Genomic DNA, 18457 nt, shown 5'->3' on the forward strand with positions numbered 1-18457 from the left:
ACCTTCCCCCAGCCTGACATATCGACCACAAATCGCTTATAGTGATGCCTCTGTACACATATGACATTGCCATGAAATTTGACGTCGCGATCGTCGGCAGCGGCCTGGCCGGCCTGTCCGTTGCCCTGCACCTGGCCGAGACCCGCAAGGTCGCCATCATCTCGAAGCGCGCACTGCGCGATGGGGCGAGCAGCTGGGCCCAGGGCGGGATCGCCGCCGTCCTCGATTCGGGCGACAGTCATGACCAGCACATCGACGACACCCTGGTCGCGGGCGCCGGCCTGTGCGACGAAGGGGCGACCCGCGCCATCGTCGAAGGCGGTCGCGCCGCCATCGAATGGCTGATCGAACAAGGCGTGCCGTTTACCCGCGACGCCACGGCCGAACTGGGCTTCCACCTGACACGCGAAGGCGGCCACAGCCAGCGCCGCATCATCCACGCCGCCGACGCCACCGGCCACGCGGTGCAGGTGACGCTGGAACAGAAGGTGCGCGCGCATCCGAATATCGCGCTGTTCGAGCACCACGTGGCGATCGACGTCATCACCTCCGACAAGCTGGGCGCGCCGGCGCTGGTGGGCCAGCCGCGCTGCTACGGGCTCTACGTGCAAGACATCGAGAGTGGCCAGGTGCTGACCTTCGAGGCCGAGCAAACAGTGCTGGCCACCGGCGGCGCCGGCAAGGTCTACCTGTACACGACCAATCCCGACACCGCCACCGGCGACGGCATCGCCATGGCCTGGCGTGCCGGCTGCCGGGTGTCGAATATGGAATTCATCCAGTTCCACCCGACCTGCCTGTACCACCCTTACGCCAAATCGTTCCTGATCACCGAGGCGATCCGCGGCGAAGGCGGATTGCTCAAGCTGCCACGCGAAGCCGGCGCCGTGGCCGGAACCCGCTTCATGCCTGCCCACGACGAGCGGGGCGAGCTGGCCCCGCGCGACGTGGTCGCCCGCGCCATCGACTTCGAGATGAAGAAACGCGGCCTGGATCACGTTGACCTGGACATCAGCCACCAGGATCCCGAGTTCCTCAAGGAGCACTTCCCGACGATTTACGCGCGCTGCCTGGAGCTGGGCATCGACATCACGCGCGAGCCGATCCCCGTGGTGCCGGCCGTGCACTTCACTTGCGGCGGCGTGGTCACCGACCTGGCCGGCCGCACCGACATTCCCGGCCTGTACGCGGTGGGCGAAACCGCCTGCACCGGCTTGCACGGCGCCAATCGCCTGGCCAGCAATTCGCTGCTGGAATGCGTGGTGGTGGGCCGCGCCTGCGCCGAGCATATCGCGGGGAGCAGCCCGGTCGAACATCCGGCGCTGCCGGCCTGGGACGAGAGCCGCGTCACCAATGCCGACGAAGAAGTCGTCATCGCCCACAACTGGGACGAGCTGCGCCGCTTCATGTGGAATTACGTCGGCATCGTGCGCACCACCAAGCGCCTCGAGCGGGCTGAGCACCGCATCAAGTTGCTCAAGGAAGAGATCGACGAGTACTACCGCAACTTCCGCATCACGCCCGACCTGCTGGAACTGCGCAACCTGGTCGAGGTGGCGCACCTGATCGTCAAGAGCGCGCTGTCGCGCCATGAAAGCCGCGGCCTGCATTATTCGCGCGATTTCCCGGACACCCTGCCGAAGGCGCTGCCGAGCGTCTTGACGCCGCGGCGCGGCTGAGATGTCGACTCCCGGCTATCGGCTGACCCCGGCCACCGCCCTGCTCCTGACCATCCCGCCCGTGCTGTGGGCCGGTAATGCCATCGTCGGCCGGCTGGTACGCGACGCCGTGCCGCCGATGACGCTCAACCTGATCCGCTGGTCGATCGCGCTCGCTGTCCTGTTGCCGCTGGGCCGCGCCGCGCTGCGCCCCGGCAGCGGCGTATTGACCAACTGGAAGCGCTACAGCATGCTCGGCCTGCTGGGTGTCGGCCTGTACAACTCGCTGCAATACCTGGCGCTGCAAAGCTCGTCCCCGATCAATGTGACCCTGGTCGCCTCCGGCGTGCCGGTGTGGATGCTGCTGGTCGGGCGGCTGTTCTTCAACGTGCCGGTCAAGCGCAGGCAGGTCGCGGGGGCCGTGCTGTCGATCGCCGGCGTGCTGGTGGTCCTGTGCCGCGGCTCGCTGGCCGAACTGGCGGCGCTGCGGCTGATGGCGGGCGACCTGTACATGATCCTGGCCACCATCGCCTGGTCCTTCTATAGCTGGCTCCTGATGCAGCAAAAGGACGTGCCGGCGCTGCGCGCGGACTGGGCCGCCTTCTTGCTGGCCCAGGTCGGGTTCGGCGTGTTGTGGTCGGGTGCGCTGGCGGGCGGCGAATGGGCGCTCAGGGATGTGCACATCGCCTGGAGCTGGCCGCTCGTCGCCGCCCTGCTGTACGTCGCGATCGGCCCGGCCATCATCGCCATGCGCTGCTGGGGCGCCGGCGTGCAGCGCGCCGGGCCGAGCCTTGGGGCGTTTTTCATCAACCTGACGCCGCTGTTCACGGCGCTGCTGTCGTCCGCTTTTCTCGGTGAGGCGCCGCACCTGTATCATGTTGTGGCATTCGGCATGATCGTGGGTGGGATTGCGGTGTCAGCAAAGTGAGCCCCACATAATTACGCGGCCATTGACCGCGTATAACCGACTGACTGCAACGGTAAGTGAAGGCCATGCTCTATAACTTAGAGAACGGATATCTATTTTTAACATTGGCATTCAAATACTTTCCCTTGGATTCAGCGGAAAGCATTTCATCATACTCTGAAGATTGGACGCCAAAATACTGGTAGACTCCGCCATTCTTAAATTCCACTTCGAGAATTTGATTTTCACCATCGTAGCCGACAGAGTGGATGTTGCTCGAAGTAACCATAATTCGTTCCATTATTCCTCCAATCACATAACTTATCAGATTTTGGGGACTGCATTCGGGTCTTGTTTTCGCCATGCATCAATAAGCGGCTCGTAATTTTCTTGAAGAATTTTATCTGTCCAGCCTCCCGTTCTAACGCGCGTGCCATTTGGCCCCATCGGCACTACTACCTCTGGATCATCACTATGTGGGCGCATTCCTTCTGCAGGTCTGTCAATGAGGGCACGAATTGGCATATTCACAGCCTCACCTACAATTAAGGCCTCACCAGTTCGAAGTACCGGCAGCATGGAAAATAGACCTTTCAGATTATCCGATGCACAGGAGGTAATCTGAGAACGGTCGGCTTCATTCGTAAGCCTCAACGAAATTATGGTGCCACATTGAGAGAGGATGGTGCTGTCGATCTCCGATGGCCTCTGACTAACAAGCATCATCCCGACTCCATATTTGCGACCTTCTTTCGCAATTCTTTTGGCCGCGACAGCAGCGCGATTTTTAGCTTGCGCCCCGAGATAAACATGGGCTTCCTCGAGCACAACCATCAGCGGCCGTTTACGACCGCCTTCAGCCTTAAGACGTCCCCAAAAAAGAGAGTCGTACAAGATTCTTAATACTGCCCCAATTAGGTCATCAACGACCGATACGGGAATTCCTGAAAGATCGAAAACGGAAATCGGCGTATCAGCGCCAATCCAAGAATCTAATAACTTGTCAAGATCCGCTTCGGTTTTCCCGCTCACATCAGGCGCCCATGGTCCCGGACGGAACAAAAACTGCATTCTTGGATCTCGCAGCTTGCTCTCAAGACTGTCTAAATGTGTTCGAGGCAGATCTCCATACTGCCCAGCGTACACCTTATCTGGATCATCTTTTACATCTTTCAAAGGCCGGAATTTTGGTCGGGTCACGAGGTCAGCATCGCCCGAATCGCTCGCGTCCCCTTGCGCGTTAGGGAGATAGGTGCGAGTTGCCTCAGTTTGGTTCTGATTCTTGCTAACTGAGTGGGTCGAACATTGCAATGAATATAAATCGTGCCATAGCTTATAAACAGAGAACGGTAAAGGTGTGTCGACAGTGATATTAATATCAGTTAGGCTGTGGGCCGACCCGCCAGGGGCGGAGGCCCGTTTGGCGGCAAGAATCCGATCTTGAAGCATTACCAACGGGGTGCCTGTAATATTCCCCACTGATATAGATAAGAATTCGTCCGAAGTGAGAGCCCAGAATGGGACGTATAACTCTTTTTCGCCTTTTTTCTCATCGGCGCCAACTCTAAACACTCGAGCCCGGTCACCAAATGCGCTTGTATACTCGCCATGAAGGTCGAACAACACCACTCGTGCTGCTTGAAAGCGAGTACGATCCGATACAGAGCAGAGAATGTTAGCGACGGAATTTGATTTCCCGGAGCCAGTGCTACCGACAATTGCAGAATGTCGGGAGACGAGTCTGTTCATTTCTAGGAAAGCACGGATGGATTCTGCACTTGCTACGCGGCCCACCGCAACATAGCCGTCTTCGTCGCCAGGTGCATACACCGTCTTAAGGTCTGATTCAGTGACAACATGAACAGAGTCACCTATCGAAGGATACTGCGCGATGCCTCGCTCAAATTTTGTCCCGCGACGTCCCTGGCCTACAAGTTCTACTCTGAGCCATCGATTTCCATATTGAGACGCACCTTCAGGGACGCCGGGCGCAGCACCTGCACCGACCTGTGAAATTACCCCATATAGATCCACGTAACCGGAGGGTATTCGCACGAATCCGCCAACCTGACCTACTCGGTAGGCCTCTCCATTAACGAAAAGCAAGCCACCTGGAGTATTCTCCAAAAGCTTCACGCTAATGCTCGCTCCATTAATATCTTCGACGCTGCCTAAACGCGACGGGTCTGTATTCTGAATCGAATTAGCGCTCATTCTCATTTCCGCATAGCTGTTCGAGAAATAGACCTAGGTAATGAAAATCACCAAGCCTATTTTTTACGAGCTTACCGTGACCTGAATTATTCTCTGAATCCTCTTCAATTAACCATGGATAATGCTCACCGCCGCCTGCCGTTCCCGGCCTGTATTGACCTACTCGAGTTCCAACTACCGCACCGTCCCACGCAAGCACGGTGAGATTGCTTTGTTTTTTCGCATAGCTAACTGCTCGTTCATGTTGTAACAGATCAGAATACATTAGAGCAAAACATTGTGCGTTCCGATTTCCTCGAAGGCCGTCAAGAAGCACCTCGTTTAGATGATCGTCTAAAAATGAGTATCCACATACGATTAGCCTCGGCGCATCTTTGCCGTGAAAAAACGCTCGTAATCGATCAAGCATGGCAAGGTAAGGCATACGTCGGCTCTGATCATACTTTAAGTGCGATGGGTAGATCATTACCTTTCCCTGTGCAGCCTCACGAGTGACGCGGACCACGCGAGATACTTTTGCGCCATTAACTAGCTCTTCACTTTTCTCCCAATTAATTGAGCCATGCAGTTTCCACAATCTAGTCCAACGAGCCGGGACAACGTCGTGCTCGATAGATGCTAGATCAAACCAAGGATTATGTGATCCAACAAATCCATCGAAGTGAGGGATCGGATGTTGTTCAAATGCCTGTTCAAAAAGAACGTCGTAATTTGGGGTGAATATTTCGATCGGATGATTACGATTCACGCCACCAATCCATGAAGCAAATCGGTTATAAGCGTTCCGATACGGCGGCAGTGGGGCGCGAACTTCACGCGCAATCAAAGTGCAGATCTCTGCATCCAGTCGATACAGATCGTCTTTGCCCATCTCCAAAATAACTGCATTTCCTTTTCGGCTTGCAAGAGTTCGTAATTCGGTAAGAACATCTTCGACTGTGGGATTTTTACAGTAGACGTGTGTGCACTCTGCATACAAGGCATCCCATTGTTTTTTGAGTTTGGAGTTTCCATTTGCTTGAGCATCGATCGCCGACAGTCCATCTGCAACCCGTTTGGTAAGCTCAACCACTGCAGGAATCAGCGTAACACTCTTCTCACCATTGGCGTCGTAGACTCCAAGAGGACATCCCGCTCCGACGAAACAACCAATTCTTTGCTTGTCATCTTGAAGCACTTGTCTAAGATGACGCGCCTGCTGGGCGGCATCATGAATTTCGGGGAAATGCTTTTCTATTAATGTCATTATGTAATCCGTGACTTGGTCGACCCGTATTGCCGAGCATCGTCAGCTCAATTAATATGTTATTGAAACCAACCCAAGAAGAATCCCGAATACTTAGGTAGCCTTAAAACTTGCGTTACTCCAGTCAGGTCCAACTTTAGTCGTTGATGTTAAGCAATATTTATTTTTAGCAACCAACTGGTTCTCATTGGTAACTTCCACTACTTATGGTAGCTCAATAGTTCCAACTTGTAACCTAGTTTGTGTCCATGAAGACACGGATTTTTATACATGGAATTCGAAATCTTTCACAAAGGAATTTTTTATGCGTAAAGCGTATTTTTGTCATGAAGAGAAATTTTTGATCAGATATCAGTAGGGATTAGCTGAGCAGGGGCGTCGAATCATTCGCTTAGGAAACGTGTTTCACGTCTCGAAAGACAGTATTACGATAGATGTTCTATCGCAATGAGATTGATATGGTTAATCATGTGCATTGTTGCAGGAAGCCAGCTTATATGAGTGCGGATTTGCTAGCGCGTTTCCTGGACACGAAGCGGTCTGTTCTTGTCCTCACCGGCGCCGGCCTGTCGACCGCTTCCGGCATCCCCGATTACCGCGACCGTGACGGCGTGCGCCGCGGCCGCCTGCCGATCCAGGGCCCGGAATTCCGTCGCGACGTCGCGGTCCAGCGCCGCTACTGGGCGCGCAGCATGGTCGGCTGGCCGCTACTGGCGCGCGCGCGACCCAATGACGGACATCGGGCGCTAGCCGCCCTCGAAGCGGCCGGCAAGCTCGGATTCATCCTGACCCAGAACGTCGACGGCCTGCACCAGCAGGCCGGCAGCCACGCCCTGCTCGAATTGCACGGCAATATCCATTATGTGAGCTGCCTGGCCTGCCATGCGCGCTTCCCCCGTGCTTTCGTCCAGACCCAGCTTGAGTTCGCGAACCCGGCCCTGCTGCAGGCGATGGCCGCGCCGCTACCGGACGGCGATGCGGCGCTCGACCCCGACGCAGTCACCGGCGTCGCCATCCCCGCCTGCGTGCACTGTGGCGGCGTGCTGATGCCCGACGTCGTCTTCTTCGGCGATAACGTTCCCCCAGCGCGCACCGCCTGCGCACTGGCCCAGATGGAGGCGGCCGACGCGCTCCTGGTGGTCGGCTCGTCGCTGATGGTGTATTCGGGCTTCCGTTTCTGCCGGCTCGCGCAGGCGGCCGGCAAACCAATCGCCGCCATCAACCTCGGCCGCACCCGCGCGGACGACATGCTGGCGCTCAAGCTCGAAGCGACGGCCGAACAGATCTTGCCGCAGGTGGCGCAACTGCTGGGGGCGAACCGGCCCGCGCCGCCATCCGACCTTATCGACCATAGGGGGACCATGTGATCAGCACCTATCGAAGCACAAACGCAAGCAGCACGCGGCGCCTGTCGGCCGGCGTCGCCATCGCCGGCCTCGGCCTGCTGGCGTCCTGGCTATTGGTGCGCGCCAAATCCCGGCGCGCCGAACGTGAACACCCGCCGACGGGCAGCTTCATCACGGTCGACGGCGTCAAGCTCCATTACCTGGAGCGCGGCCAGGGCCCGGTGCTGGTGCTCTTGCATGGCAACGGCGTCGATGCCACCGACTGGGAACATAGCGGCCTGCTGGACGCCGCTGCCGAGCATTACCGCGTGATCGCCTTTGACCGCCCCGGCTTCGGCTACAGCGAGCGCCCGCGCACCACGGTCTGGACCCCGGATCGGCAGGCGCGCCTGCTACATCACGCGCTGCAGGAACTGAACGTGGACAGCGCCATCGTCGCCGGCCATTCCTTGGGCACGCTGGTGGCGCTGAGCATGGGACTGCAGGTGCCGGACTTCGTGCGGGGGCTGGTGCTGGTCTCGGGCTACTACTATCCGAGCGTGCGGATGGACGTGATGGTCGGCGCGCCGCCAGCCATTCCGCTGGTAGGCGACGCGCTGCGCTACACCGTGGCCCCGCTCGCCGGACGCCTGATCTGGCCGGCCGCGGTTGGGCGCGCGTTTGCGCCCTTGCCTGTGTCCGAGCGCTTCCGCGCGTTGTCTCCGTGGATGTCCCTGCGTCCCAGCCAATTGCGGGCGAATGCCGCCGATAGCAGCCTGATGGTGCCGGCCGCGATGTCGCTGGCGCGGCGGTTTGGAAAGTTGAAGGTGCCCGTGCAGATCCTGTCCGGCACCCAGGATGGAGTCTGCGACTGCGCCCACAATGCCGAACGCTTGCATGCGGCGCTACGCCACAGCGAGCTGTCGGTCACGCCTGGTGTAGGTCATATGCTGCATTACGCGGAACCGGGCAAGGTGCTGGGGGCGATCGATGCGATCGCGTCCCAGGTCGGGGTGCCCGCCCACTTACCGAGTGCGCGCGAGAATGCGGTCGCGGCGGCCGGCGAAAGTGGCGTTTAGTGGCGTTTAGCTGCTACCGAGCTTGATGGCCAGGCCGGTGAACAGGCTGGCCGCCATCGCCAGCGACAGCACGCCATGCATGGCGGTCGAGCCGATCGACGACGCCTCGGCCGAGTCGTCGCGCTTGAGCGCCATTGCGCGGCCCAGCACCACCGGGCGCAGGAAGCCGCGGATGCCGACCAGCAGCATGCCGATGCCGAAGAACAGCTCGGCCTTCATGCCAGACATGATGCCATCGAGGAGTTGGGGCACGCCCAATAGAAGGCCGAAGCCGAGCCAGAACAGGCGAAAGCCGAGCGAACGTTTCAACTTGTCGGAAGTCGTCATGAAGATCCTGTGAGAATGAATGGTCAGATGATGCGCAGCGAGTAATCTGTCGCGCGTACATCCTTGGTCAGGCTGCCGATCGAGATGCGGTCGACGCCCGTTTCGGCGATCGCGCGCACGGTCTCCAGATTGATGCCGCCCGATGCCTCGAGCAGCGCGCGGCCGGCATTGAGCTGCACCGCCTCGCGCATGCGCGCCAGGTCGAAGTTGTCTAGCAAGACCGACTTGACGCCGGCATCGAGCGCTTCCTGGAGCTGGGCGATGGTCTCGACCTCGATCTGCACCGGCGCGCCCGAGTTCGATGCGGTCGCCGCCTGCAGCGCAGCGGTGACGCCGCCCGCCGCCGCGATATGGTTTTCCTTGATCAGGATGCCGTCGTACAGCGCCATGCGCTGGTTCTTGCCGCCGCCGACACGCACCGCATATTTCTGCGCCAGGCGCAGGCCGGGCAAGGTCTTGCGGGTGTCGAGGATCGCGGCATTGGTACCGGCAATGACGTCGACGTAGCGCCGGGTGGCGGTCGCCACACCAGACAGCAGCTGCATGAAATTCAGCGCACCGCGCTCGGCGGTGAGCAGCGAGCGCGGATTGGCGCGGATCGTGCACACGGCCGAATCGGCCGCCATCAGCTCGCCCTCGGCATAGTGCCAGTCGATCTCGATGTCCTGGTCGACCGCCAGCATCAGGCCTTCGAACCACGGCGCGCCGCACAGGACGGCCGACTCGCGGACGATCACGCGTGCCGTCACCACGGTATCGCTGGGGACCAGCTTGCCGGTCAGGTCGCCGGTGCCGACGTCTTCCAGCAGCGCGGCCAGGATGTTCTGCTCGAAAGCGGCCTGCAGCCTGTCGTCGAACTGGGCGTGTGGGTTGTCAAATGTGGTCACTGAGGTGGTCATGCCGGTCCTACCCCCGAGAACATCGGGGCATTGTTTTCCAGTTTGCCGGTCGGCAGCGCCTTGGCGCGCTTGGCGGCCGCGAAATCGAGCATGCGGTCGATGGCGCGTTTGGCCTGGAGGCCGACCGCCGGGTCGACGTGGACCTGGTTCGCGCCCGATTCGAGCACTTCGGCCAGGTTACGCAGGCCGTTCATGGCCATCCACGGGCAGTGCGCGCAGCTCTTGCAGGTCGCGCTATTGCCCGCAGTCGGCGCCTCGATGAAGGTTTTACCGGGCGCCGCCATCCGCATCTTGTGCAGGATGCCGTTGTCGGTAGCGACGATGAAATGGGTCGCGTCCATGGTCTGGGCCGCGTTGATCAGCTGGGTGGTCGAGCCGACCGCGTCGGCCTGGGCGACGACGTTGGCCGGCGATTCCGGGTGCACCAGCACCTTCGCATTCGGGTATTCGGCCTTGAGCAGGTCGAGTTCGATGCCCTTGAATTCGTCGTGCACCAGGCAGGAACCCTGCCACAGCAGCATGTCGGCGCCGGTCTTGGCCTGGATGTAGGAACCCAGGTGGCGGTCGGGCGCCCACAGGATCTTCTTGCCCTGGGCGTGCAGCTCCGCCACGATGTCCAGGCCAATCGACGAAGTCACCATCCAGTCCGCGCGCGCCTTCACGGCTGCGCTGGTATTGGCATACACGACCACGGTGCGGTCCGGATGCTGGTCGCAGAAAGCTGCGAATTCATCGGCCGGGCAGCCCAGGTCGAGCGAACAGGTCGCATCGAGATCGGGCATCAGGATGGTTTTCTCGGGGCTGAGGATCTTGGCGGTTTCGCCCATGAAGCGCACGCCGGCCACCACCAGGGTCTGGGCCGGGTGGTCACGGCCGAAGCGCGCCATCTCGAGTGAATCCGAGACGCAGCCGCCAGTTTCCTCGGCCAGGTCTTGCAGGTCGGCGTCCACATAGTAGTGGGCCACCAGCACGGCGCCCTTCTCTTTCAGCAGGCGCCGGATGCGGTCCTTCAGTTCGGCGCGCTCGGCATTCTGAAGCGCGCTCGGGATTTTCGCCCAGGCCTCGGCGGTGCAGGCCATGCCGGCCTGGGGCCGGTCGTATTCGTAGGTCTTGATTGGTACTGTTACGGCATTCATGCTCGCGCGTCTCCTCGCGTTGGCGGGGCCGAGACCCCGCCCTCCTTCAAACCGATGTCTGGCTGTCGATCAGTCGATGCCCTGGCTGCGCAGGTATTCCTCGTAGTTGCCCTGGAAGTCGACCACGTCGTTTTCGCGGATCTCGATGACGCGGGTGGCCAGCGAGGACACGAACTCGCGGTCGTGCGACACGAAGATCAGGGTGCCGGCGTACTTGTCGAGCGCGATGTTCAGCGATTCGATCGATTCCATGTCCATGTGGTTGGTCGGCTCGTCGAGCAGCATCACATTGTGACGGCCCAGCATCAGCTTACCGTACATCATGCGGCCCTTCTCGCCACCCGACAGCACCTTGACCGACTTCTTGACTTCGTCGCCGCCGAACAGCAGGCGGCCCAGGATCGAACGCACGGCCTGGTCGTCGTCGCCCTCTTGCGTCCAGCGGCCCATCCAGTCGGTGAGGGTTTCGCCGCTGGCGAATTCCTCGGTCGGATCCTGCGGCATATAGCCCGGGTTCGCGTTCTCGGCCCACTTCACGCGGCCGCTGTCCGGCTGCAGGTTGCACAGCTCGCCGCCGATCGTGCGCAGCAGCGTGGTTTTACCCGCGCCGTTGGCGCCGATGATCGCGATGCGTTCGCCCGCCTCGACCATGATCGAGAAGTTCTTGAACAACTGGCGATCGTAGGCTTTCGAGATGTTCTCGGCTTCCACCGCCAGGCGGTGCAGCTTCTTCTCGCCTTCGAAGCGCACGAAGGGATAGGCGCGCGACGATGGCTTGAATTCCTCGATCTTGATCTTGTCGATCTGCTTGGCGCGCGACGTTGCCTGGCGCGCCTTCGATTTGTTGGCCGAGAAGCGGCGCACGAAGTCCTGCAGTTCGGCGACCTTCTCCTTGGCCTTGGCATTGTTCGCCAGTTGCTGGTTGCGGGCCTGGGTCGAGGCCAGCATGTAGTCGTCGTAGTTGCCCGGGTAGACCTTCAGCGTGCCGTAGTCCATGTCGGCCACGTGGGTGCAGACCTGGTTCAGGAAGTGACGATCGTGGGAAATGATGATCATGGTGGAGTTACGCTCGTTGAGCATGTTTTCCAGCCAGCGGATCGTGTTGATGTCCAGGTTATTGGTCGGTTCGTCGAGCAGCAGGATGTCCGGATTCGAGAACAGGGCCTGGGCCAGCAGCACGCGCAGCTTCCAGCCCGGCGCCACGGCGCTCATCGGACCCTGGTGCAGGTCGGTGCCGATTTCCAGGCCCAGCAGCAGTTCGCCGGCCCGCGCCTCGGCCGAGTAACCATCGTATTCGGCGACTTTGCCTTCGAGCTCGGCGGCCTTCATGTAGTCGTCGTCGGTCGCTTCCGGATTGGCGTAGATCGCATCGCGCTCGGCGATCGCGTTCCACAGCTCGGTGTGGCCCATCATGACGACGTCCAGCACGCGCACGTCTTCGTAGGCGAACTGGTCCTGGCGCAGCTTACCGAGGCGCTCGCCCGGATCGAGGCTGACGTTGCCGGCCGACGGCTCGAGGTCGCCGCCCAGGATCTTCATAAAGGTCGACTTGCCGCAGCCGTTGGCGCCGATCAGGCCGTAACGGTTGCCTTCGCCAAATTTGACGGAAATGTTCTCGAACAGCGGCTTGGCGCCGAATTGCATCGTGATATTGGCTGTGGATAGCACTGTATTACCCCAAAAAGCATATTTGATTAACCGGCTATTTTACCATTCTGCGCCTTGCCAGGCGAATAAGGGTCGATTCCGGACAGTGGAGAGCGCGTCAGGCGCGAACCAGGGTCGGATAGTCGGACAAGGTCAGGCGGAAGCCAATGGCATCGGACACCAGGTGGCCCTGGGCGCCGAACGGGATGGTGACGCGGCGCTCGATGTGGCCGAAGGACAGGCCCGTCAATACCGGCAGCGGCAGCGTCTGGCGCAGGTAGGCCAGCATAGCGTCGAAATCGTAGCCATTGTCGAGCGGCCCCAGGCGATAACCCGAAAAGTCGCCCAGCACCACGGCCTGCTGGCGTTCGAGCACGCCGGCCTGCATCAGTTGCAGCAGCAGGCGCTCGACCCGGTACGGATGTTCGGCAATGTCTTCGAACCACAGGATGCCGTCGTCGATGCGCGGAAAGTAAGGCGTACCGACCATGGCGCCGATCATTGCCAGATTGCCGCCCCAGACGGTGCCGCGCACGTCGAGCGCCGGATTGCCGGCCACGCACTCGGTGATGGTATGGGTGGGGCCGGCAAGGCAAGACCAGAAATCGTCGAGCGTGAACGCGACCGGTTCGAGCGCGCCGAAGTCGCCCGCGATCATCGGCCCGGCATAGCTGAGGCCGCCAGCCTTGGCCATCAGGCCCATGTGCAGGGCCGTCAGGTCGGAAAAGCCGACCACGATCTTGCCGCTGGCGGCGATCGCCTCGAAGTCGATGCGCGGCAGCAAACGGCTGATGCCGTAGCCGCCGCGTAGGGCGATGATGAGGTGTACGTCCGGATCGGCCACGGCCGCATGCAGTTGTTCCAGGCGCGCGTCATCGGTGCCGCCGAAGCGCAGGTAGGAGCAGCTGTGGTCGTAGTAATTACGTACCAGGAAGCCCTGCTCCTCGAGGCGCGCGATGGCGCGTTCGAGCGCCGATGGTTCGGGAATGCAGCCGGCTGGCGCCACGATGGCGATGCCGGGACGGGAAATGATCACTGTTTGACGAAGAGCCGGGGTGTTGAGTTTGGCAACATCTTACCCCGCGCATGGGAGTCGATCAAGGCAAGGATGCGCTCGACCAGCTGGGGCGGCAAATCGTGGCCCATGCCTTCGATGATCTCGAGCCGCGCGCCGTCGATATGGCGCGCGACGTCCTGGCCGCAGGCCGCGGGCAGCAGCGGATCTGCGGCGCCGTGGATGACGAGGGTCGGCGCCGCGATCGCCGGCAGCAGCGCGCTGCGGTCGCCGGCGGCCAGCAGCGCCAGCATCTGGCGCGCACTGCCGCCTGGGCAATAGCAGCGCCGCATCGAACGCGTGACGCGCTTGCGCAACTGCCGGTCCGGGGTTGGGTAGGACGGGCTGCCCAGTGCCCGCAGCAACCCGACCGCGTGGTCGATGACGCTGTCGAGATTGGCCGGGTCCGCCGGACGGCTGGCCAGCGCCTTGCGCACAGTCGCTCCCGGCCCGGGCAAGCCGCGCCGGCCGCTGGTAGACATGATGGAGGTCAGGCTCAGTACCCGCTGCGGATGGCGCGCCGCCAGTTGCTGGGCGATCAGGCCGCCCAGCGCCGAGACGCCGACCAGGTGGGCCCGGGCCACGCCCAGCGCCGACAGCACGCCGAGGGCGTCCGCCGCCATATCGTCGATGCCATACGGCGAGCGCAGCGGCCAGCCGAGGGCCGCCTTGATGCGCGCCAGCGTGAGATTCGGGGTGCCTGCCTGCTCGAACTTGGTCGACAGGCCGCTATCGCGGTGGTCGAATCGGATCACGTAAAAGCCGAGCTCGACCAGGCCCTCGACGAACTCGTCGGGCCAGTTGGTCAGCTGCATGCCGAGGCCGTGGATCAGGAGGAGCGGCGCGGCTTTCGGATCGCCCGCGGTGTCGAAGGCGAGGCGCAGTCCGTTGGCGTGGAGGGTGGGCATGGCGGCGTTGGGGAGCGCGTAATGTTTGGCGCCAGCATGGCGCCGTGCTGTTCGTGGTTCACATCCCGATGACGTGAAAACAGCATAACAGCTTATTGGCGCGCATGGCGCTCCGCCTGATGGACTGCGCCCGGGGACACCGTCCCTGCTTACTCCCGGACCGCGGCCGGCTTGCGCGCCGCGTTGCGGCGCTCCACGAAGAAGGCCTTGAGCATGGCGCTCGCCTCTTCCGCCATGACGCCACCGGCCACCTCGGTGTGGTGGTTCAGCCTGTCTTCGTCGAACAGGTTGACGACCGAGCCGCAGGCGCCGGTCTTGGGGTCGGTCGCTGCGTAGACGACCCGGGCCAGCCGCGCATGCATCATCGCCCCCGAGCACATGATGCAGGGCTCCAGGGTCACGTACAGCTCGCAACCCGGCAGCCGGTAATTGCCCAGCTTTTCGGCGGCCGCGCGCAGGGCGACGATCTCGGCGTGGGCGGTCGGGTCGTGGCCGCTGATCGGCTGGTTGAAGCCGGTCGCGATGACTTCGCCATCCTTGACCACGACGGCGCCGACCGGCACCTCGCCCCGGTCCCAAGCCAGTTGCGCCTGGGCCAGGGCCAGGGCCATATAGCGCCCTTCCGCAGTGTCGGTCGGCGCTTCCTGGGCGGCCTGGACGGTCTGGTCCGGCATCATTCCGTGATCTCGGCCCAGCAGTTCGGGGTTTCGTGCAGCACCAGCTTGTGCAGGCGCAGGCCGGTGCCGTAGCGGTCGATGAACACGGCCTTGAGGATGTTAAACGCTACCTGGGCCAGGTTCTCGACGGTCGGGATGCGGTCGATCACGATCGTCTTGTGGTCCGGCAGCGACGCCAGGAACTCACGCACCTTGTCATCCTTTTCGTACACGATGAAGGCATGGTCCCACACGTCGACCAGGTGCTGTTTTGCCAGGGCCTTCACGTCGGAGAAATCCATGATCATTCCATTGTCGGAATTGCCATCGGAATCGATAACCTGGCCTGTCAGAGTAATCTCAAGGGTATAGCGGTGGCCGTGCAGGTTGCGGCACTGGCTCTTGTGGTCGGGAATCCGGTGTCCGGCATCGAATTCAAGCTTGCGGGTAATGGTCAACATGCTGCGTGTGGATCTTTAAGGAATCTGAAGAAGTTTATGGGTCTGGAGGCTGAGCTTCCATTTCGGGTTGGCGCGGCAGGTCTCGATCGCCAGCTGGACGTTGCGGGCGGCCAGCGGGCCGTCCATCGCCTGCAGGTAGAAGTGCTCGAAGTCGAGCCCTTCATAAGAGGCCAGGTCCTGGCCGAGCTGCGGAATGACGACCTTTATCTCGCTGCCCTTGTGCACCACCAGCGTCGAGCCCATCTTGGGGCTGACACAGATCCAGTCGACGCCTTCCGGCACCGGCAGGGTGCCGTTGGTCTCGATGGCGATGGTAAAGCCGCGCGCATGCATGGCGTCGATCAGGGGGCGGTCGAGTTGCAGCAGCGGTTCGCCGCCGGTGAACACCACGTATTTGCTGGCCGGATAAGTGGCCGGCCACAGGCTGTCGATCTCGGCTGCCAGCAAGTCCGCTTCCTTGAACTTGCCGCCGCGCTCGCCATCGGTGCCGACGAAATCGGTGTCGCAGAACTGGCAAACGGAGGTCAAACGGTCGGCTTCGCGCCCGGTCCAGAGGTTGCAGCCGGAAAACCGGCAGAACACGGCCGGCCGCCCCGCATGGGCGCCCTCGCCCTGCAAGGTGTAGAAGATCTCTTTGATGCTGTAAGTCACGTTAAGCCTCTCGTCAACCTTCCATTATAGCGCGCCGCACGGCCTGGCGCTGCGCTTGCTTCCTTTCCACAAAACATGTCACGCGACTGCCGCTTGAGAAGAAACAATATTCCTACAGCGACCTGGCGGTATCGTCCTACGGAATGTTCCGAATCAGGTAAGAGGGCTACCATGACAAAGTCTTCAGTTTTCCTAATTTCGCTATCCTTTATTGCCCACGGCGCCGAGGCCGGCGAAGCGCATGCGCTGCTGCCGCTGCCGTGGCGCAGCGCGGCGCCGGAACTGCTGGCCTGCGTGATGGTCACGCTGGCCGCCCTGGTGCTGGCCTACATCGGCCTGCGCCGTAGCGTCACCACCGACGAACGGGCGCGCGCCCTCCAGCACCAGCTCGCGGCCGAGCGCGAGGCGCGCTGCCAGTCCGACCAGGCGCTGGCCGATAACCACGACGTCCTGTGCCGCCTGGTGCGCCAGCACGAAGGCGTGCGCGAAGGCGAGCGGACCCGGATCGGCTGCGAGTTGCAGGCCGAGCTGGGCCGCCGCCTGTCGAGCTTGCGCAATGAGATGGCGAGCCTGCAGGAGTTCGCGCAGGCTTCCCCCGCCCTCACCGGCCGGCTGGACCGCGCGCTGGCCGGCATCGACGGCGCCATCCACGCGGTGCGCGCCGTCGCCGTAGGCCTGCGCGGCGCCAATCCGGGTGACAGCCTGCGCCAGGCGCTGGAGCGCTGCCTGGCCGAGCATGCCCATCGCCACGGCCTGCGCTATCGCTTCGAGGCCGGCGTCGATCCCAGTTCGCGCGCCAGCCAGGACCGGGCGGCGCGGCTAGCCGTGTTCCGCGTCCTGGAAGACGTGTTGTCCGGGGCCGCCGGCAGGGGCGGCGCGGCCCAGGGCCGCGAGCTGCACGTGCGGCTGCTCGAAGGCGCCAGCACGCTCGGCCTTGAAATCGACGGCTGCGCCGGCTCGATCGACGATGTGTCCGCCCTGCCCGTCGAGCTGGTCGAGCACATCCGCGCCATGGGCGGCGTGCTGCGGATGGTCGCCACCGCCGAGCGGCGCCCCCGCTGGTCGCTCTCGGTGCCGGTATGCGCCGCCCTGCCCGATCCGGTGCGCGATCCGGTGCAGGCTGCGCCCCCCGGCCTGCCCGGCGTCACCGCAAAGGTGGCCTGAACCGTTCAGCGTTGCAAAATGCCACCTCGCCATTGTCCTTGCTCGAAATCAATGGCCTGAGCCTGCTCATGTTGCAGTATCGGTCCCTAGCGGCAACTCACCGGTTGTCGCTTCCGATATCGCAACCACAGAGGACGGCTCATGAGCGCACCCAGCACCGGTACAGGCCCGACAGCCCTGGTCCAGGACGTGGCTTTCGTGGGGCAGTTGATGGAAAGCCTGTCGGTACCGGTCTTCGTGCTGGACACCGATGCCCGCGTCATGGTCTGGAACCGCGCCTGCGAGCAACTGACGGGCGTGGCGGCGCCGGAAGTGCTCGGCACCGGCGACCACTGGCGCAGTTTTTATGAGATCCAGCGCCCCACGCTGGCCGACATGGTGCTCAAGGGGCGGCGCGACGAGGCCCGGCTGCCGCCTGGGGCGGATGGCCGCTCGCCCCTTCCGCTGTCGATCGAAAGCTGGTGCGACATGCCGCGCGCCGGCCGGCGCCGCTACCTGGCGGCCGATGCCAGCCCGATCTTCGATGCCAACGGCCAGCTGTCGGCGGTGGTCGAGACCCTGCGCGACCTCACCGACGCCAAGATGGCCCAGATCGCGCTCGAGCAGCTGGCCACGCGCGACGGCTTGACGGGCCTGGCCAACCGGCGCTGTTTCGACGACACCCTGCATGCCGAGTGGACGCGCGCGCTGCGCCAGATGCAGCCCTTGTCGCTGCTGATGGTCGACGTCGACAACTTCAAGTCCTATAACGACGCCCATGGTCACCTGGGCGGCGACGAATGCCTGAAGCGGGTGGCGCGCGCCGTGGCCAGCGAGATGCGGGCCAACGACCTGGTGGCGCGTTACGGCGGCGAGGAATTCGCCGTGATCCTGCCCAACCAGTCGCTCAAAGGCGCCGCGATCGTGGCCGAGCGCATCCGCTGCCGGGTCGAGCAGCTGCAACTGCCGTGCCGCTTCGCCGCCGGCCACGTGACGGTGTCGATCGGCGCGGCCACCGCCATTGCCGGATCCGACAACCACGCCAGCCAGCTGGTCGCGATCGCCGACGCCGCCCTGTACCGCGCCAAGCACCTGGGGCGCAACCGCATCAGCCTGCCGATGTCCGAAGCCGCGTAAAGACGGTAG

The 18457-nt window shown here is 62.3% G+C and carries 18 protein-coding genes; 6 read left to right on the forward strand and 12 right to left on the reverse strand.

The window, feature by feature from the left end:
* The first annotated feature begins 71 nt into the window (after positions 1-71).
* Together nadB and FVD38_RS14140 are read left to right on the forward strand one after the other, a co-directional pair.
* A complete protein-coding gene (nadB, locus tag FVD38_RS14135; protein WP_147935398.1) occupies positions 72-1679 on the forward strand; it encodes an L-aspartate oxidase in 1608 nt (535 codons plus the stop codon).
* 1 nt (position 1680) lies between these two features.
* Positions 1681-2586: a DMT family transporter gene (locus FVD38_RS14140; protein WP_147935399.1), complete on the forward strand. Its 906-nt coding sequence runs from the start codon at positions 1681-1683 to the stop codon at positions 2584-2586.
* A gap of 70 nt (positions 2587-2656) precedes the next feature.
* On the opposite strand, the gene FVD38_RS14145 is transcribed toward FVD38_RS14140, so the two are convergent.
* From FVD38_RS14145 to FVD38_RS14155, 3 genes are read right to left on the reverse strand one after another with little or no spacing between them, the layout of a single operon-like run.
* The gene (locus FVD38_RS14145; RefSeq protein ID WP_147935400.1) at positions 2657-2866 is read right to left on the reverse strand and encodes a KTSC domain-containing protein; all 210 of its coding nucleotides are present in this window, start codon (positions 2864-2866) and stop codon (positions 2657-2659) included.
* Between the two features lie 23 nt (positions 2867-2889).
* On the reverse strand, positions 2890-4779 hold the full coding sequence (locus tag FVD38_RS14150) for an ATP-binding protein (RefSeq protein ID WP_147935401.1): 1890 nt from the start codon (positions 4777-4779) through the stop codon (positions 2890-2892).
* Entirely contained in the window at positions 4769-6025 is a 1257-nt protein-coding gene (locus tag FVD38_RS14155; protein WP_222706925.1) for an SIR2 family protein, read from the reverse strand. The genes FVD38_RS14150 and FVD38_RS14155 overlap by 11 nt, the downstream gene beginning before the upstream one ends.
* Positions 6026-6522: 497 nt before the next feature.
* On the opposite strand from FVD38_RS14155, the gene FVD38_RS14160 reads away from it, so the two are divergent.
* Positions 6523-7392, forward strand: coding sequence for an NAD-dependent protein deacetylase (locus FVD38_RS14160; protein ID WP_147935402.1), 870 nt, complete (start codon positions 6523-6525; stop codon positions 7390-7392).
* On the forward strand, positions 7389-8429 hold the full coding sequence (locus tag FVD38_RS14165; RefSeq protein ID WP_229493664.1) for an alpha/beta fold hydrolase: 1041 nt from the start codon (positions 7389-7391) through the stop codon (positions 8427-8429). The genes FVD38_RS14160 and FVD38_RS14165 overlap by 4 nt, the downstream gene beginning before the upstream one ends.
* 6 nt (positions 8430-8435) lie before the next feature.
* Here the strand turns inward: FVD38_RS14165 and FVD38_RS14170 are convergent, their stop codons facing one another.
* The 9 genes from FVD38_RS14170 to queE form a co-directional block, all read right to left on the reverse strand.
* Complete coding sequence (locus FVD38_RS14170) at positions 8436-8756, reverse strand: hypothetical protein (RefSeq protein WP_147935403.1); 321 nt, start codon at positions 8754-8756, stop codon at positions 8436-8438.
* Between the two features lie 23 nt (positions 8757-8779).
* The gene (gene nadC / locus FVD38_RS14175; protein WP_370660640.1) at positions 8780-9655 is read right to left on the reverse strand and encodes a carboxylating nicotinate-nucleotide diphosphorylase; all 876 of its coding nucleotides are present in this window, start codon (positions 9653-9655) and stop codon (positions 8780-8782) included.
* The gene (gene nadA / locus FVD38_RS14180) at positions 9652-10791 is read right to left on the reverse strand and encodes a quinolinate synthase NadA (RefSeq protein ID WP_147935404.1); all 1140 of its coding nucleotides are present in this window, start codon (positions 10789-10791) and stop codon (positions 9652-9654) included. The genes nadC and nadA overlap by 4 nt, the downstream gene beginning before the upstream one ends.
* 69 nt (positions 10792-10860) lie before the next feature.
* Positions 10861-12459, reverse strand: coding sequence for an ABC-F family ATPase (locus FVD38_RS14185; protein ID WP_147935405.1), 1599 nt, complete (start codon positions 12457-12459; stop codon positions 10861-10863).
* Positions 12460-12556: 97 nt separating this feature from the next.
* Positions 12557-13474, reverse strand: coding sequence for a muramoyltetrapeptide carboxypeptidase (gene ldcA, locus FVD38_RS14190; RefSeq protein WP_147935406.1), 918 nt, complete (start codon positions 13472-13474; stop codon positions 12557-12559).
* Complete coding sequence (locus FVD38_RS14195; RefSeq protein WP_147935407.1) at positions 13471-14400, reverse strand: alpha/beta hydrolase; 930 nt, start codon at positions 14398-14400, stop codon at positions 13471-13473. Before FVD38_RS14195 ends, ldcA begins: the two co-directional genes overlap by 4 nt.
* 149 nt (positions 14401-14549) lie before the next feature.
* Positions 14550-15074, reverse strand: a complete 525-nt coding sequence (gene tadA / locus FVD38_RS14200; protein WP_229493694.1) for a tRNA adenosine(34) deaminase TadA — start codon at positions 15072-15074, stop codon at positions 14550-14552.
* Entirely contained in the window at positions 15074-15517 is a 444-nt protein-coding gene (gene queD, locus FVD38_RS14205; protein ID WP_147935409.1) for a 6-carboxytetrahydropterin synthase QueD, read from the reverse strand. The genes tadA and queD overlap by 1 nt, the downstream gene beginning before the upstream one ends.
* A gap of 15 nt (positions 15518-15532) precedes the next feature.
* On the reverse strand, positions 15533-16168 hold the full coding sequence (gene queE / locus FVD38_RS14210) for a 7-carboxy-7-deazaguanine synthase (protein ID WP_147935410.1): 636 nt from the start codon (positions 16166-16168) through the stop codon (positions 15533-15535).
* A gap of 171 nt (positions 16169-16339) precedes the next feature.
* On the opposite strand from queE, the gene FVD38_RS14215 reads away from it, so the two are divergent.
* Complete coding sequence (locus FVD38_RS14215) at positions 16340-17332, forward strand: sensor histidine kinase (RefSeq protein WP_147935411.1); 993 nt, start codon at positions 16340-16342, stop codon at positions 17330-17332.
* Between the two features lie 141 nt (positions 17333-17473).
* Positions 17474-18448: a sensor domain-containing diguanylate cyclase gene (locus FVD38_RS14220; RefSeq protein WP_147935412.1), complete on the forward strand. Its 975-nt coding sequence runs from the start codon at positions 17474-17476 to the stop codon at positions 18446-18448.
* Positions 18449-18457: the final 9 nt, after the last annotated feature.

Origin of the sequence: Massilia arenae (assembly GCF_008014745.1) — a bacterium.
GTDB lineage: Bacteria > Pseudomonadota > Gammaproteobacteria > Burkholderiales > Burkholderiaceae_D > Telluria > Telluria arenae.

Bases quoted from the DNA above. Each gene is read 5' to 3' on its own strand.
- nadB (WP_147935398.1), top strand. From the start codon at position 72: ATGAAATTTGACGTCGCGATCGTCGGCAGCGGCCTGGCCGGCCTGTCC.
- FVD38_RS14140 (WP_147935399.1), top strand. From the start codon at position 1,681: ATGTCGACTCCCGGCTATCGGCTGACCCCGGCCACCGCCCTGCTCCTG.
- FVD38_RS14145 (WP_147935400.1), bottom strand. From the start codon at position 2,866: ATGGAACGAATTATGGTTACTTCGAGCAACATCCACTCTGTCGGCTAC.
- FVD38_RS14150 (WP_147935401.1), bottom strand. From the start codon at position 4,779: ATGAGCGCTAATTCGATTCAGAATACAGACCCGTCGCGTTTAGGCAGC.
- FVD38_RS14155 (WP_222706925.1), bottom strand. From the start codon at position 6,025: ATGACATTAATAGAAAAGCATTTCCCCGAAATTCATGATGCCGCCCAG.
- FVD38_RS14160 (WP_147935402.1), top strand. From the start codon at position 6,523: ATGAGTGCGGATTTGCTAGCGCGTTTCCTGGACACGAAGCGGTCTGTT.
- FVD38_RS14170 (WP_147935403.1), bottom strand. From the start codon at position 8,756: ATGACGACTTCCGACAAGTTGAAACGTTCGCTCGGCTTTCGCCTGTTC.
- nadC (WP_370660640.1), bottom strand. From the start codon at position 9,655: ATGACCACCTCAGTGACCACATTTGACAACCCACACGCCCAGTTCGAC.
- nadA (WP_147935404.1), bottom strand. From the start codon at position 10,791: ATGAATGCCGTAACAGTACCAATCAAGACCTACGAATACGACCGGCCC.
- FVD38_RS14195 (WP_147935407.1), bottom strand. From the start codon at position 14,400: ATGCCCACCCTCCACGCCAACGGACTGCGCCTCGCCTTCGACACCGCG.
- tadA (WP_229493694.1), bottom strand. From the start codon at position 15,074: ATGCCGGACCAGACCGTCCAGGCCGCCCAGGAAGCGCCGACCGACACT.
- queD (WP_147935409.1), bottom strand. From the start codon at position 15,517: ATGTTGACCATTACCCGCAAGCTTGAATTCGATGCCGGACACCGGATT.
- FVD38_RS14215 (WP_147935411.1), top strand. From the start codon at position 16,340: ATGACAAAGTCTTCAGTTTTCCTAATTTCGCTATCCTTTATTGCCCAC.
- FVD38_RS14220 (WP_147935412.1), top strand. From the start codon at position 17,474: ATGAGCGCACCCAGCACCGGTACAGGCCCGACAGCCCTGGTCCAGGAC.